The 14,006-nt window shown below is 56.6% G+C and carries 16 protein-coding genes; 12 read left to right on the top strand and 4 right to left on the bottom strand.

The window, feature by feature from the left end:
• Nucleotides 1–42 precede the first annotated feature (42 nt).
• The 10 genes from ASF16_RS26380 (at nucleotide 43) to ASF16_RS25710 (ending at nucleotide 8,279) form a co-directional block, all read left to right on the top strand.
• Nucleotides 43–813, top strand: a complete 771-nt coding sequence (locus ASF16_RS26380; RefSeq protein WP_156372190.1) for a hypothetical protein — start codon at nucleotides 43–45, stop codon at nucleotides 811–813.
• A 121-nt stretch (nucleotides 814–934) separates the two neighbouring features.
• On the top strand, nucleotides 935–1,414 hold the full coding sequence (locus ASF16_RS25715) for an AlpA family transcriptional regulator (protein ID WP_235507477.1): 480 nt from the start codon (nucleotides 935–937) through the stop codon (nucleotides 1,412–1,414).
• Nucleotides 1,415–1,539: 125 nt separating this feature from the next.
• The gene (locus tag ASF16_RS22000) at nucleotides 1,540–2,433 is read left to right on the top strand and encodes a helix-turn-helix domain-containing protein (RefSeq protein WP_156372189.1); all 894 of its coding nucleotides are present in this window, start codon (nucleotides 1,540–1,542) and stop codon (nucleotides 2,431–2,433) included.
• A gap of 102 nt (nucleotides 2,434–2,535) precedes the next feature.
• Entirely contained in the window at nucleotides 2,536–3,384 is an 849-nt protein-coding gene (locus ASF16_RS21995; protein WP_156372188.1) for a hypothetical protein, read from the top strand.
• A 172-nt stretch (nucleotides 3,385–3,556) separates the two neighbouring features.
• A complete protein-coding gene (locus ASF16_RS21990) occupies nucleotides 3,557–5,392 on the top strand; it encodes a UvrD-helicase domain-containing protein (RefSeq protein ID WP_056172193.1) in 1,836 nt (611 codons plus the stop codon).
• A 22-nt stretch (nucleotides 5,393–5,414) separates the two neighbouring features.
• Nucleotides 5,415–5,678 carry a hypothetical protein gene (locus ASF16_RS26375; protein ID WP_162241095.1) on the top strand — a complete coding sequence of 88 codons (264 nt, stop codon included), beginning with the start codon at nucleotides 5,415–5,417 and terminating at the stop codon, nucleotides 5,676–5,678.
• Nucleotides 5,679–5,790: 112 nt separating this feature from the next.
• Nucleotides 5,791–6,153 (top strand): type II toxin-antitoxin system RelE/ParE family toxin, encoded by a 363-nt coding sequence (locus tag ASF16_RS21985; protein ID WP_056172191.1) that lies wholly within the window; start codon nucleotides 5,791–5,793, stop codon nucleotides 6,151–6,153.
• Nucleotides 6,150–6,485 (top strand): helix-turn-helix domain-containing protein, encoded by a 336-nt coding sequence (locus ASF16_RS21980; RefSeq protein WP_056172190.1) that lies wholly within the window; start codon nucleotides 6,150–6,152, stop codon nucleotides 6,483–6,485. The genes ASF16_RS21985 and ASF16_RS21980 overlap by 4 nt, the downstream gene beginning before the upstream one ends.
• 9 nt (nucleotides 6,486–6,494) lie before the next feature.
• Complete coding sequence (locus ASF16_RS26370) at nucleotides 6,495–6,734, top strand: hypothetical protein (RefSeq protein ID WP_156372186.1); 240 nt, start codon at nucleotides 6,495–6,497, stop codon at nucleotides 6,732–6,734.
• A 462-nt stretch (nucleotides 6,735–7,196) separates the two neighbouring features.
• Nucleotides 7,197–8,279 carry an ImmA/IrrE family metallo-endopeptidase gene (locus tag ASF16_RS25710; RefSeq protein WP_082517092.1) on the top strand — a complete coding sequence of 361 codons (1,083 nt, stop codon included), beginning with the start codon at nucleotides 7,197–7,199 and terminating at the stop codon, nucleotides 8,277–8,279.
• Here ASF16_RS25710 and ASF16_RS21960 read toward each other — a convergent pair.
• From ASF16_RS21960 to ASF16_RS25705, 3 genes are read right to left on the bottom strand one after another with little or no spacing between them, the layout of a single operon-like run.
• Nucleotides 8,276–9,196 (bottom strand): hypothetical protein, encoded by a 921-nt coding sequence (locus ASF16_RS21960; protein ID WP_056172181.1) that lies wholly within the window; start codon nucleotides 9,194–9,196, stop codon nucleotides 8,276–8,278. The two genes, ASF16_RS25710 and ASF16_RS21960, sit on opposite strands and share 4 nt — an antisense overlap.
• The gene (locus tag ASF16_RS21955) at nucleotides 9,193–10,209 is read right to left on the bottom strand and encodes a thymidylate synthase (RefSeq protein WP_056172180.1); all 1,017 of its coding nucleotides are present in this window, start codon (nucleotides 10,207–10,209) and stop codon (nucleotides 9,193–9,195) included. The genes ASF16_RS21960 and ASF16_RS21955 overlap by 4 nt, the downstream gene beginning before the upstream one ends.
• 14 nt (nucleotides 10,210–10,223) lie before the next feature.
• Nucleotides 10,224–10,523, bottom strand: coding sequence for a DUF4031 domain-containing protein (locus ASF16_RS25705; protein ID WP_235507484.1), 300 nt, complete (start codon nucleotides 10,521–10,523; stop codon nucleotides 10,224–10,226).
• Nucleotides 10,524–10,792: 269 nt separating this feature from the next.
• On the opposite strand from ASF16_RS25705, the gene ASF16_RS21945 reads away from it, so the two are divergent.
• Both ASF16_RS21945 and ASF16_RS21940 read left to right on the top strand, forming a co-directional pair.
• Entirely contained in the window at nucleotides 10,793–11,782 is a 990-nt protein-coding gene (locus tag ASF16_RS21945; protein WP_056172176.1) for a hypothetical protein, read from the top strand.
• A 20-nt stretch (nucleotides 11,783–11,802) separates the two neighbouring features.
• The gene (locus ASF16_RS21940; protein WP_056172174.1) at nucleotides 11,803–12,552 is read left to right on the top strand and encodes a restriction endonuclease; all 750 of its coding nucleotides are present in this window, start codon (nucleotides 11,803–11,805) and stop codon (nucleotides 12,550–12,552) included.
• Between the two features lie 308 nt (nucleotides 12,553–12,860).
• Here the strand turns inward: ASF16_RS21940 and ASF16_RS21935 are convergent, their stop codons facing one another.
• On the bottom strand, nucleotides 12,861–13,862 hold the full coding sequence (locus ASF16_RS21935; RefSeq protein WP_056172171.1) for a site-specific integrase: 1,002 nt from the start codon (nucleotides 13,860–13,862) through the stop codon (nucleotides 12,861–12,863).
• Nucleotides 13,863–14,006 lie beyond the last annotated feature (144 nt).

The raw sequence follows: 14,006 nt of genomic DNA, 5'->3' as shown, positions 1-14,006 counted from the left end.
AATGGAGCGTCTACTAGAAGGGCAGCCCAGACCAGAGAACGTGTGGCTGCAGAAAAAGCGGTTCAAGGTCCTGACAAGGACGATGTGATCAAGAACACGCCAGCTTGGGAGTCATGGAGCAAACGCTACACAGTCACTCTGCAGCACGCCGTCTATACGGTTCACAACATCGTTGCGAATGAGAAGACGTTCAACAAGTTGAAAGAGAAGGGCGATAAAAGAACCAAGAAGTACGGCAACCACTTGAGGACGTTGAAAGACTGGGTTCGTAACGCACCGGATGCACTGCCTAAAGAAGACCGGGACAAGGACGATGCAGTAACGGAGAAAACACGCATCTTGCTAGGGCCCTTTGTGAAGTGGGTGCGTGATGAAAAACCATTTCCTGGACTGAAGGTGCCTAAGGAATTTTTCAAGCTGAAGCCGCCAAGTCTTCATAGATCGCAACTTGAAACAGCTGTTTCCCCAGAGACAGGTGCAACTGCTAAAAATCCATCAGAGTCAAAAGAGCTAGAGAATTCTCCAAAAGAAGCCTGGGCCAAGCTCCTTGTTGCTCTTGCCATTTACGACTACGGACTGCGCCCAAAGTGGCCGGTTGAGAAACTAATGGTCGAAAGTACAGGTAAGAGAAATCAAGGCCTTTACGCAACAATGAGCAAGTTCTGCAAAGAGATCGGAATGCCGGGTCTTGGCAGTACGACCAGCGTGCGCAACGCGGTCCAAAGTGCGGTGGAGTCCCTGGAGAAAGACGAAGTTGAGCGTCTGCAGAGACGTCTTCAAACCATCGACGATAGAAAGCGTGGAGCTGGTTGATCTGAGGGGTTCGGAAACATACAAACGGACACTTAAACGTTTGAACTGAAGCCTACATCTTTTGTTGATGGGGCGTCTAATTCATAGTGATGGCATTGCAGCAGTCGCATCAAACGCCGTCATGAACTCCAACATCGCCGCCCCTGTCAGCACGCCGAAGTTCGGCACGTCTTTTCCTGTACCGATTCGCCTGAGCGCCCTCAAACTGCCTGTGGGCATGAATAAGTCCAAGACGCTGCAGGGCGTGAAGCACCAGCCTTTGGAGGGCAGTCACACGAGCGTCAACGTGATCGCTGCTGTCTCCAATCAGGCCGCTGAGGTAGTCGCGTCGGTTGGCCCCATCTCACCGGATACCGCTGTCGAATTCGACCGCACCGCGCCCTATAAGAAGCCTGTTCGCCGCGCCCCCAGCGTAAGCCTGGAGGGTGATGGCTATCTGCGCCTCGAAGACGTGCTGACCGTTTACCCAGTCTCGCGCTCGGCTTGGTACGAGGGCATCAGACAGGGTATCTATCCAGCCCCCGTTCCGCTTGGCCGCCGCTCTGTCGGCTGGTCTCGCGCAGCCATCCGAGCGCTCGTCGAGAGCCCACCCAAGTTCTAACTCCAGCGTAGTGCTGGGGCACTGAACAGCCCCTATCCACCTGTCATCCAGAACGTACCTGCCTTGCAGGTGCGGGGGCTTTGCTTTGCCTGCTTTTCTTTAACCGACCCAAGGAGCCTTAATTTATGAGTAATTCCAATCACTCCGAGCCAAGCACGCCCACGCCCCTCGCCCTGTCTCAGAAAAAAGAAACACCTGCCAGCACACGGACGCCACCAACTGGTGCAGCCCTCGCCGTCGCTGCGCCTCCCCGCTGCTACGCTCTTTCACTGCCTCCCACCGTATCTTGCACGCTCGCCATCTTCGGCTTGGCGCAGGATCTGCACATTCACGGCACGCTCTATGGCTTGCCTGTCGGTACGCAAACTGTCATCCGAATCCGTGCTGCCGACCATGCTTCGGCCCGCGAACTGAAGCGCCACTTGCAGCAGTTCTCCGACAAGGAGGACGGCGTCACCGTTTTGGGTCCCAAGACCTCTACGCCGCCGGACTATCGCAGTCCCGAGGGGCGCGCACTGATCGGCAAGGTCAAGCCGTTGGAAACCCTGGTGGTGGCAGTACCCCCTGCGCACAAAAAGGTACGCTGGTCCGACGCTGATCTGAACGCATTCAAGGAAGCTATTGAGTCCGAGGGTGTGCTCAGCATCGCTGTCTTCCAGGCGTTGAGCAAGGACGAAGAACTCCTGCTGCCAACCTATTTCGATGCGGCTTTCACCGTCTCCTGCTGCGAGCCCGACGAGGATTTCGCGTCAGCCTATATGGCGGCGCCCATGGTCGGCAGCCTGCTCGCCGCAACAGGCCACAAACCGCAAATCGAGAACATCCGCATGGCCGGTGGCCACATTGAACGCCAGTGTCAACCCTGCGTCTCCTCTGACAAATTGACCCGCGAGATGTATCGAATGCGCGAAGAGGGTCGCTCGATGGCCGAAATCAGCGACAAGCTGGGCTTCGACAAAAGCACCATCTCGCGCCGCCTGAGTGCGCTGCCGTACCACCTGCGCCGCCACTGCATTTGATCCCAGCGTTGCAAGCGTTGCGCTGTTTCCATCGAAAGCTTCACGGTCGATTTTCACGCAACGCCCGCAACTACGTCGTACCTATGCACCAGAAAACTCATCATGAAAAATCGCTTCAAACAGTATTCACCGCGTCTCACCCTTCTTCATGACGGTTTCGACCGCGTGAACCTCTGGCTTGATCGCCCCACGCTTCCGTTCGACGCTCAACGTCTAGCACCGCATTGCCGTGATTTCTCTCTTACTGCCACCCAGCCCAGGTATCACGCCAATCGCAAGGGGCAACTGGCGCTGTACCAGCCAACTGCGTCGTGCCTGCAGATGTTGCGTGACCTCTGCGGCGCAGAGATTGGAATAGGAGTGGTCTACGCGGAAATCAATCGCGATCTTGCTTTCAAGAACGCTCATCTGCTCAGCGCCATGCGCAGTGCGTTCATGGAATCTGCGCACATGCCCTACCAGCGAGGGTTGGTTTCAGATTTCAAAGGCACCTTCTACTGGGGCGTTCGCAGTAAGGCCGCGCATCGTCAGGGTAGCGTGATGTGTCTCTACACGGATCGACCTAGCAAAGTCATGAGCGAAAGCCAAAACCTGAGTTCAACCCCATGTTTTCATTTGGAGTGGCGTGTCAGCGGCAAGGCAGCTCTCGCACGGCTCGGACTGCGCGCACTTGCCGATCTCATCAACTTTGACCACGTTGGTCATTGGCAAGACAACCTGAACCTCTATCAGTTGCCGAGCAAGACTGATTTGGGTCGATTGCTTGCAAAGCTCGATGGCGGTAGTCCGGATGCGAGCAGTGTTGCGTACCTCAAGCGTGCAAATCGTTGGCTTGATGCCCATCGCATCGACGGGCAGTTTGTACTCCACAACGCGCTCAAGACCACCCCGAATCTCTCTCGCTATCTGCCTCGCAATACATGGTTGAAGCTGGTGCTGTCCTGCGAGTAAAAGCACGGTGGCTGCTACTGATATAGAAGCCAATTCTTTCAGAAAACACGTCGTAAAACAGGGTCTTTCAAGCCACTTGTTTCATCAAAAAAAGACGTGTTTTCTCGATGATTTTTTGTACTGCATGGCACATGCGAGCACCGAATCGCAGTGCTCAAAAACATAACCTTTTATGGACCTAGCACTCCACCAGCGTCGCATTGTGCGGACCACGCTGCCGCACGTGGAAGTGGTCGCCAGTCCTGGCAGCGGCAAGACAACCACGCTCATGCAGCGAGCAGCACACTTGATGCGCTTCTGTGTCTCAGTACGCAAGATTCTGGTGCTGAGTTTCTCTAATGAAGCTGTTAGTGAAATCGACCGCCGTTGGGTCCAGCATGTAACCATGCATGCGCGCAAGGCCAATGCGAAATTGAACGCCGATGGGGCGCAGCCAGTGATGATGACGGCGCACGCTTTTGCGCGCAGTGTGGTGGCGCGTGCTGGTGGCTGCGGCGACGTGATCACTCCATCAGTTGCAACTGCTCTTTTGAAGTCGGCCCTGCGCCGTTGCCTGCAGGACGCGCATCGCAAAAAGCTGTGGTCTCGATTCGATACGGCCCGGCGCCGGACCCGCACTCAGTTGGTGCGCATGCTGCTCAAAAGCCCTGAGCTGCTCTCATTGCTGTTGTCGGCCATGCAGTTCGCGCAGGCCGCGCAGATGCCCCTTGGCGATGCGATGCTCACGCCCCAATTTGCTGACGATTTAAAGCCCTTTGCCGTGATCGCCCCCGCCGTTCTGAGCCGGTATCGACTTACCAAGCAAGCGGCAGGGCGTATCGACTTCGGGGACATGCTGGAGCGTGCGATCACAGCCCTTGGTGATGGCCGCGTAGCCATCCCTTTCACACATGTTCTAGTGGACGAGTACCAAGACTGCAGTGCTGCGCAAACTCAGTTGCTCGCCGCGCTCGCCCACCATGGCTGCGAACTCATGGTGTTCGGTGATCCCGAGCAGGCAATCTACGGCTTCGGTGGCAACGGCTATACGCCCCTGCGCGAGATTGTTGATGGTGCGAAGGTCATGTCGCTGCCACAGTCGCATCGGCTGCACGCTGATAACGCGGCACTGGCCATGGCAGTAGCGAATGCTCGAACCTCAAAAATCGTGACGCAACGCCACGGCACGCAGCCAGTGCTGATACGCAGCAGCGACCTCACCGATCAAACGTATTCAGTGGTTCGAGACATTGAGCAGCTATTGGGCCAAGGCGTCGATCCCGCCCGAATTGCTGTGTTAGCACGCACGCGCTATTTTTTGGCTCCGGTGGAACAGCGCTTGCTCGCCAGGGGATTGAACGCAGCGCAGCAGGGCATCACACGCGATCTACGTCATGCTCAGCGCGTGCTACGGCTCGTCAAGTTGGTTGAGTGGCATGGGCGGCGACAAGTGCCCATCGACCCCGACAAAGTCGCTTATGTACTGCGCAATCTCACGTTTGCTGACCCGCAGCTTAGGTTGGAGTCGCTGGCGCGCAGTCTGGAGAGGGCTGCACGCTCGCCTTCGCTGGAAGGTCGTTACCGTGCATGCGGTGATGTGTACTTGCAAGCGTTGGGTGGCGTGCGTGCGAACACGGAGGTGCACCACGATCTGAACCGCTGGGCGCCAATCTGCCGCAATCATGCGTGTGTCGCCGACATGCTCCGGGCACTCAAGCAGCCAGACAAGCCGGTGATCCAGACCATGACCATCCATGCGGCTAAGGGGCGTGAGTGGGATCACGTGTTCGTGGTGGGCGTGGCCGACGGCCAACTCCCGCTGTATCTGGCCAAGGGCACCAAGATGCTGGGGGAGGAACGGCGGCTGCTCTATGTAGCGATTACACGGGCACGGGAGTCACTTCGGTTGTACTTCGCGCCAGTGGACCATGCGCGCAGCCAGCAGCGCTTTGAGAAACGAAGCCGGTTCTTGCGTCCGGCGTCGGTGATGCGTACCGTGCACGTGGTGCTGTCAGAGCCGCCACGCTAGCTGGTGGTCTTGATGGTTGACTTTGGCTATTTCCGCGCTGGCCGGATCGCGTTTTGAGCGATTTTTTGCCGCCGCTGCGCCACCGGTACAAGCTAAGCAGAAAAGTGCGCTGGTTGGCTGTTCTGGTGGCTGCAAACGGCATGCAGAACATCAGAATTTGGTCCGCCAGCGGCAATTCTTCCGTTCAAAGTCCATCAACATCCAGCACAGCAAAACTCATGCTTCGGTTACATGGTGGCTGTTACCAGCGGCTAAAAACACCTTCTTCGGGACCAACTTTTCATGAGTGCCCCTGATGCTTGCGCAGGACGTAGGCCATTGCTTTTTGTCATCTGCTGGGAAGCTCTCGCCGAAGATCGGACATTGACAATTTATACCTTTTCATATATATTTCAATCATGCCAACCCTTGAAAAACCACTGGAGTGGATCGGCAGCAGCTACAAGGACTTATTGGCATTGCCTGACGATGTGCGGCGCCACTTCGGTTTTGCGCTGTCCCTGGCGCAGGCTGGCGACAAGCACGACGACGCCAAGGTGCTCAAAGGCTTTGGCGGTGCCGGTGTGCTCGAAGTGGTGGAAGACGATGCCGGTGGTACCTACCGCGCCGTCTACACCGTCAAGTTCGCGGAAGCAGTGTTTGTCCTGCACTGCTTTCAAAAGAAGAGTAAGCGCGGTATCGCCACGCCCAAAGAGGACATGGACATTGTTCACGCCAGGCTCAAGATCGCCGAGGCGTATGTGAAGGAGTTGCGCAAATGAAAACTCATCTTGTCGATGGCGTTGAACTGCATCGCGGTTCTGGCAACGTGTTTGCCGACCTCGGCCTAGCTGACGCAGAAAAGCTCAAGATCAAAACCGGCTTGGTCGTCGAGATCAGGAAGGCCATGCGCAGCCGTGGCCTGACACAGCAAGAAGCAGCCAAACTGATGGGCATCACGCAGCCCAAAGTTTCCGACATGATGCGCGGCGACTTCAGCAATCTGTCCGAGCGCAAACTGATGGACTGCCTTACCCGGCTTGGCTACGACATTGAAATCAAGGTGCGGCCTGCCAAGTCGGAAGTCGGGCATCTGATGCTCGCTCCAGCGTGAGGGGCTAACATGCCCGAACCTATTTCCGAATCTCGTTTGGGCATGGCCGCTTCAGCACAGCCAGACGCCCGGATGCGGGCCGATGAAATGCTTGCCGCTATGCTGTACCCCTCTGGTGCTGATCTGGCAGAACTGCAGCAAGGCGGAAGTCACCTTGACCGATTGCTTGCTGCGCAGCAGGCTGATGTGAATGGCTTGGTTGCAGAATTCAAGCAGGCTCGCAAACCTCTGCAGCACTCGAGGGGGTAGATAGTGTGTTTATGTCTAGCCTAGTGCGGGCGTGGATGAGTAACTGGAGGATGGCTCTTGAGTTGATAGCGCTGTGCGCGTTAGTGCCGCGCCCTATCCATCGTGCATGGCGCTTTTTATAGACAATCTTTCCATGGGGCTTGAGGTCGCGTTCCAGTCAAAAGAGTTTCGTTCCACGTGTGAGAGTCCCGCGCGGGCTAGGCGCGAGCTTGGCGATAGCGCCGCCTCTACCTTGCGCAGGTGCATCGCCGATCTAGAAGCCGCTGATACTGTCGCGGAACTGATGGAGATTGGGCTGGAGTTTGAGAGTTGCGAGTCTAAGAAGGGGTTGATACGGTTTGGACTTGGTGAAGGGCAACACCTCTACTGCGAAGTGAACCACCAGCATACGCCTATGAGTGGTGAGGCCGTCGATTGGACCAAAGTATCGAGACTGAAGGTAGTCCATATTGGAAGCGATCTATGACACGCTCCACCGATTTTTCCCCTGCTTGGGCGTCCCCACCGGGTGAGACCGTCCGGCATCTTGCCGCCAAGAAGAATCTGCGATTCGACGATCTTGCGCAGGCGCTTGGTGTTCCTCGTGAAGACCTGTCGCAGTTCTTCAATGGCGAACTATCTATCACGCCTGGGCGTGCCAAGGGCTTGGCCGGTGTTGTTGGTGCAAGTGTTCATTTCTGGTTGGCGCGCGAGGCTCAATATAGGCAGGATGGTCAAACACTGCGGGATGAAAGTAGAAGATGGGTTGCCAGCTTGCCATTTGCGGACATGGCTCGGTACGGATGGCTGAACACTACGACCTCGACAGGTGACAAGCTACGACAAGCGCTGGAGTTCTTCGGGGTCACTACGGTTGACGAGTGGCGCGATACTTGGCTTTCTGATCGAGCAGGTCTCACTGCCTATCGCACGTCACCGGTTTTCGCGGCACAATCGGCTTCGGTTGCCGCGTGGCTAAGACAGGGTGAGCTGGCGGCGGCCGAGCTGTCTGCCAGTGCTTGGTCGCGTGACCGCTTTGAGCGCTTACTTCCATCATTGAGGCCGCTGACACGAGTCAATGAGCCAGGCGAATTCATCCCACGACTGCAAGAGCAATGCGCTGCTTGCGGCGTCGCAGTTGTTGTAGTGCGCGCGCCGAAGGGTTGCCCAGCCAGTGGTGCGACCCGTGTGAAGAATGGCAAGGCGATATTGCAGCTCAGCGTTCGCTACCTAAGAGACGACAGCTTCTGGTTCACCTTTTTCCATGAAGCCGGTCACCTTGTGCTCCATGAAGACCGACTGTTTCTTGAGTGGTCCGACAGGCGTGAGCTGGATAGCCAGGAGGAGGCGGAAGCGAACAAATTCGCCGGACAGATGCTCATCCCGCAGTCCGAAGAGGGGGCCTTGCGCGCACTGCCCCATGAGTACCGAAGCATCATGAGGTTCGCGAAGAATCTGTCCATATCACCGGGCATCGTAGTCGGGCAGCTTCAGCACCGAGGGCTGGTCCGCCAGGACAGGCTGAATTTTCTCAAGAAGCGGTATTCTTGGGCCGAGCAGAGCTAGCCCCGGAAGGGGATATAGCGGTTTGGGCTCTTCTGCCAGTTGCACATAGCGTCTTCCATGACTTGCATGCCCACGCCGAGATGGCGTTCAAGTTCAGCTACTCGCGCCTCCAATATCCTGGCCCCGGTATTGGAGTCTATCTGGCCGTCAAACAGTAGTCTGGCACCGCGCTTCGGCCCTGTTGCCTCGTTCATGTATGTAGAGTCCGCTTCGATATTGGCGAGCCCAACCTTGCCAAGCATGGTGAGGTAGTCAAAGCGGCCCGTTCGGCCAAAGCGCAGGACCTTGCGCATCTGCTCATAGAGTACGCTGAAGGTGCGACGTGCGTTCCCGTTTGCTTGAGCCTGTGCCTGAGCAACCATGGCCGTGTGCGAGCCAAAGCCCTTGATCCAATCGACGTAGCTGCGGACGACGGCGCCCGTCCCTTTGGGGCCAGGTTTGAGCGATTCGTATTTGCGGTGGTTACCGAACTTCCCGGCAAATTCTTCGTGGTGTTCCTCGATCCAGTCGGCATAGGATTGCGGATCGTTGACGACTCGCGCCCAACTCCAGGGCAATCCTTCAGAGGCGCCATAGAGCTCTGCTGCAAGTTGCCACTCGGTCCGAAGGTTGCGGCCGCAGTGAGTGGCCAGGAAAACAAGCCAGAATGCCTCCTCCGCCTGCGCCTTGGACAGGGCGACGGCTGCCCTGATAGGGTCGAAGTACGGGCTTCGCGGGTCGGCACGTGCAGCGCTAATAGGGCGCCCACGAACTGTCTGTACATAAGACACTCGCTGGAGGCTGTCGATGAGTTGCCAGATGAACGCGAGCATGTTTTCGGGAGGTGCTGCGCCATGCAGCGGCATCGTGTTTTGGTGAAAGGAGAGGAGCTGGGCTTCCAGAGCCAGTGCCCGCTGTTCTTTCTGTTGCGCGTTCATGTTGCAGCCTTTGGTGTGCCGTTTGCGCCATCGAAGATCGTCACTTGGTCTCTGACCGAGGGCACCATTCCGTAGCGCTTGTTGATATACATGGTGTAAACGTCGTTGCTTAGACGCCGTTTCAGCCGCTTGATTTCGTTCTGGTTGCCAGTCGTCTTACCAGCCTTGTGAATAGTTAGGAGAGTGGCGAGGTCCGCCCAGTAAGTGCCCATTGACTCTCGCGGATCAGTGGTACTCGCGTCGCCGCTCCTCACGGCTTCCTCGAAATTCAAAAGAGTCCTGACGGAAGCCCAGGGGTCGCCTAGAGGCATTGGTGGCATCGGGCGGCGGGGCTGCCACCCCTCATCCAGGTATCGAATAGCCTTCTTGTCATCTCGGTCGTACAAATGCAGGCTACCAACGGAGTGCCGGTACTCCCCCAGTTCGACGTCCAATGACCTGGCTACGAGTTCCTGAATCATGGTGAACGCGAACACGTCATGCGGCAGGCCAAGCCAAGCATCGTTGGACCGCATGGAGGTCAGCATGTGTAGTCGTCGGTCCCTGATTACGAACTGCATGGTGCAAGTGCAGGGAATATCGCTGTGATACTCAAGCGTATCGCGGCGGTCGAACAGCTGTACCACCGCTTGGCGCGAGTCCGGCTTACTCTTCAGCGATGCAATGACTCGAGCCAACTGGTCGTTTGGGCGCTTGCCGAACATTCTGGGGCCATATGCGCCGTGGATGGTCTGATCATCGTCGGACGACTTCTCGTACTCCGCGATGTAGTACTTGATGAAGTCCAGCGTATTGTTGCCGGCGAGTATCCAGAGCAGTTCACCCAGGCAGCTGAAAAGGATACCGCGCGATTCAGTACGACTAAGGCGAAGACGAGGGGCCGAAAGCTTCAGCAGGACGCCGTAGATTTCGCGCGCCGCCCCCTTCGTGGGCTCGATGCGGGTGCCGCGCGTAAGAAGCTGCCGATAAATTTTGGCCAGGAGGTCATCCAGGGAATCGGCACGTACATACACGGTGTTTGATCGCCCTAAGCGAAAAGGGCAAGCTGTGTGTCACTCGTCGAAGTGGCGAAGACTGGTGGGGATACAAAGGCCTGTCGCGCGATACGCACAACCTCTCGAGGGCTGACGGCACAAGCCCCGCTGCGAAGCGCGTTCAGTCGTTGGGCAGCCGTAACGTCGTAGTGGGGATGGCGCGCCCCACGATGAAAAGCGCTGGTAGGTACGCCAATGCGAGCTGCAAATGCATGGAGCTCATCAAGGCTCTCCGCCGTCAGGTGGAACCAGCCACGACCGTGCTTAGTAATATTGGAATCGTCGACGTACACCAATTTCCGCTCCCCCTCCAGAAAATGTAACACGACTACTCGGCCGGTGATCCAAGTTGGTGCTCAGTTGCTACATAGTGCGCCGGTGGCGCTCCGCTGCCAAAGAGAACTCCCCGCCACGTCCGGTGACGGTTGGGCCACGCGCTGTTGACACGCCGAAGCACGTGCCCACGGAGGGAGGGAAACCGGCAATTCCGAATTCGCCGCAGTAATCTCGATAGCATCCAGCAATAAACAGGTTGCCAAGTAGGCAATCAGGAGGCTCGGAGATGGAGTTCAAACAGCGGTCGCTTATGCAACTTGCCCAGCTGATCTGTGGCAACGGTGACCAGAGCAATACATTCTTCCGCTATCGCAGCAGCAGTTACCTGACCGAGTTCTTCCAGGACTGCGATACTGACTATGTTCACGATGGGTCGACACGTGACCGATGGGTGGCGGACGTGCTCAGAGCAATCCTTGCTGAACCTCACCCTAATGCAAGCACGCCCCCAGAGACCTTCTCGAGGGTGATCCGTACGTTGATGGATCAAGGCGACGCAATAAACGAGAGCTCTGAGCGCAAGGGGGCTTTGGAATCCTTGGCGGCAGCTTTGGCACGTGAGGGCTTTGAGCCGTTCTATGCCGACGACAAACAGTGCTACCTGCGTCATTTGGCGACGAACACGATTGCCGTCTCCCAGCCGAACCCACACCGTCCGTTTTCAGCGGCTGAGCAAGCAAGGCGCCAGCAACTCGAGAGTTACCTGACCAAATGCTCGGAAGACGAGTTGATCGAAGAGGTGCTCCTTCCGCTATTTAGGCAAATGGGGTTTTATCGCATTACCTCTGCTGGCCACAAAGATAAGGCCCTAGAGTATGGGAAGGATGTTTGGATGAAGTTCACCCTACCTACTCAGCATCTTTTGTACTTTGGCATCCAGGCTAAGAAGGGCAAGATTGACGCTTCCGGCGCGAGTACAACGAACGTTGCAGAGATTCACAACCAAGTGAGCATGATGCTTGGTCATGAGGTCTTCGACCCGGAAATTGGCAAACGAGTCCTTGTAGACCACGCGTTCATCGTAGCAGGAGGTGAGATTACGAAACAAGCGCGCAATTGGCTGGGCAACAAGCTTGATGCATCTAAGCGAAGCCAAATTATGTTCATGGATCGCGATGACATTCTGAACCTCTATGTGGTTACCAGTCTCCCGTTGCCACTGGGCGCTTTGCCGGTGTCATCATCGTCGAACGACGATGATGAAATGCCCTTCTAACACAGGTTGAAGGGCAAGACATGGGTGCCGACTGGCAGAACTATCAAGAGCAGGCCGCGGCCTTCTTTCGGTCGCTGGGTATGGACGCAAAGACTGACGTCACAGTGCAGGGTATCCGGACGACACATGATGTCGATGTGCTCGTGAAGTCGCGCCATGTGGGTTTCGATGTGACCTGGATTGTCGAGTGCAAGTGCTGGCAGAACCCGGTGAATAAACTACACGTGCTCGCCTTGCGCGAGATAGTCGCCGACACCGGTGCGGACCGCGGCATCTTGCTGTCCGAGCGTGGATTCCAGATTGGTGCAAAGGAGGCTGCAGCACTCACAAATGTCCATCTGCAGTCCTTAGCCGAATCTGAAGCAGCGGCGAGTTCCGAGGTCATCGCTATGCGCCTCGCTGAGCTCAATGATCGCACGCAGAACTGTCGGTTCCTTTACTGGGATCTTCCGAAATCCCTACGCATCCAGTACAACTTACGACCTGATGGTGGGGCGTCCGGCTACTCGGGTGACGTCGTCATCAAGCTCGTCGAGAACACCCTGCTGAAGGCGTTCAGGAGCGTTTACCCGTTTGAAGTTGACTACCTGTCGAGGGCCATTGCACCAAGGAATTTCCCAGAAGCGCTGAGCTCACCAGAACACGTTCTTGCGTATTTGGAGCCTTTGATCGTGGAGCTAGAGGGTAAGCTCTTGACATGCGTCGCAGCGCTCCCCGCCGGCCACCTACTTCGGTTGAACGCTAGTAGTGATATGCAGCGAATCGACTAGCCACTTGCGCTACGAATACGACGAATGCGACGTCACAGGCATACGCTCGCGCTTGCCTCCTTCGGCTAAGTTGTTGACCCCTATGCGGGCTCTTGACTGATTTTTTGAAGAAGGTGTTTTGTCCACAATTTCCACACGATTAGACGGCTTTCCTCGCGATGAGAATACAGCCGCCGTTCGCACCGAACGATGGAGGATTGAAACTCGGTGAGTTAGAAACCGCTTCCCCACTGCAGAGCCATCATCAGGGATGATTGTCGTCTTCTGCATGTCTCCAATCGAAGATGGCGGGTGGAAAAATTCAGCCCTCAAAGCAAACTCGGAATCTTCCTTCTCGCCACTGGGCGGATGTACTTGGCTAGTGTCACGTCAGACTTGTGTCCCGTCTGCTCTCGTATCTGCCACGGCTGCAATCCCTTCTCCGCTGCGCTGGTGCAATAGCCAGCCCTCAAGCTATGGCCGCTGACTTTCTTCGAGTCACCGCCTACGCGCTCTACCGAAGCCTTCACGACCAGCGCCACCGACTGCGCCGACAACCGCTGGCGTGCAACGCGGTCATGGCGGCTGACAGCGCGAAACACGAACCCCTCATTGATTTCCGAAACTTCCAGCCAATGCGCCAACGCATTCACTGGGCAACGCTCGCCATTGGCGTGTGGGATGAACACTGTACGGCCCCGAGCTTCTTGGTCAGTCTTGCTGGATGGCAAGAATATCTCTACCCCATTGGGCAGATGGTTCAAATGCTCCACCTGCACAGCCACAAGCTCCGACCTGCGCATGGCCGACGCGAAACCCACAAGGAGCAAGGCTCGATCCCGCGCTGCTTTGATGGGCTTTTTCTGCTGGTCGATCATCACCAGCGCCGCGAGCAGATCGTCTTTGACCAGCGGCTGCACTTGCCGCTGCTTGGTGCCCAGCGTTCGGCGAATGCCCTGCATCACGCGCTTCACAGTCTCGCTTCGAGCCGGAGATTCGAGAGATTTTTCGAGGTGCGCCTTGTGGATCGCAGTGAGCCGTCGCTCCAGGGTAGCTACCGAAAATTTTTCCGCGCAACGGGCTAGGTAATCGGCCAGAACCACTGGACTGGCTGGAATGGACCCGCCGTTGGCGAAAAAATGCTTCAGATCAGAGGCGTAAGCGCGCTTGGTGGCGGCTGACTGGCTGGCCGCCATGAACTGCTCAGCCGTGGCCGAAAAACCGCTCAAAACGCCCTCTGGCGGCGTTTGTGGCGTGGTGTTGGATGCTGTGGTGCTACATGCAGACAAAGCTGCGCCAGCGCCCTCCAGTGGAGTGCGAATTTTCTTCATGGTGAGTTCTATAGACGGGTTGGAAAAAACAATAAAAAACGGCCCGCAAATGGGGCCGTTTTAGTGGTTATCTGGCTGTCGATAACTGTGCATTAACACTACCTGAGATTCGAGGAAAATTCCCAGACTACAGGGGAGTAAACG

The organism is Acidovorax sp. Leaf78 (assembly GCF_001422735.1).
In the GTDB taxonomy this organism is placed as follows: domain Bacteria; phylum Pseudomonadota; class Gammaproteobacteria; order Burkholderiales; family Burkholderiaceae_C; genus Acidovorax.
Note: the sequence above shows the minus strand (reverse complement) of the source record. Positions and strands in the feature narration are given on the sequence as shown.

Coding starts and splice junctions, on each gene's coding strand:
- ASF16_RS25715 (WP_235507477.1), top strand. CDS start 935: ATGAACTCCAACATCGCCGCCCCTGTCAGCACGCCGAAGTTCGGCACG.
- ASF16_RS22000 (WP_156372189.1), top strand. CDS start 1,540: ATGAGTAATTCCAATCACTCCGAGCCAAGCACGCCCACGCCCCTCGCC.
- ASF16_RS21995 (WP_156372188.1), top strand. CDS start 2,536: ATGAAAAATCGCTTCAAACAGTATTCACCGCGTCTCACCCTTCTTCAT.
- ASF16_RS21990 (WP_056172193.1), top strand. CDS start 3,557: ATGGACCTAGCACTCCACCAGCGTCGCATTGTGCGGACCACGCTGCCG.
- ASF16_RS21985 (WP_056172191.1), top strand. CDS start 5,791: ATGCCAACCCTTGAAAAACCACTGGAGTGGATCGGCAGCAGCTACAAG.
- ASF16_RS21980 (WP_056172190.1), top strand. CDS start 6,150: ATGAAAACTCATCTTGTCGATGGCGTTGAACTGCATCGCGGTTCTGGC.
- ASF16_RS26370 (WP_156372186.1), top strand. CDS start 6,495: ATGCCCGAACCTATTTCCGAATCTCGTTTGGGCATGGCCGCTTCAGCA.
- ASF16_RS25710 (WP_082517092.1), top strand. CDS start 7,197: ATGACACGCTCCACCGATTTTTCCCCTGCTTGGGCGTCCCCACCGGGT.
- ASF16_RS21960 (WP_056172181.1), bottom strand. CDS start 9,196: ATGAACGCGCAACAGAAAGAACAGCGGGCACTGGCTCTGGAAGCCCAG.
- ASF16_RS21945 (WP_056172176.1), top strand. CDS start 10,793: ATGGAGTTCAAACAGCGGTCGCTTATGCAACTTGCCCAGCTGATCTGT.
- ASF16_RS21940 (WP_056172174.1), top strand. CDS start 11,803: ATGGGTGCCGACTGGCAGAACTATCAAGAGCAGGCCGCGGCCTTCTTT.
- ASF16_RS21935 (WP_056172171.1), bottom strand. CDS start 13,862: ATGAAGAAAATTCGCACTCCACTGGAGGGCGCTGGCGCAGCTTTGTCT.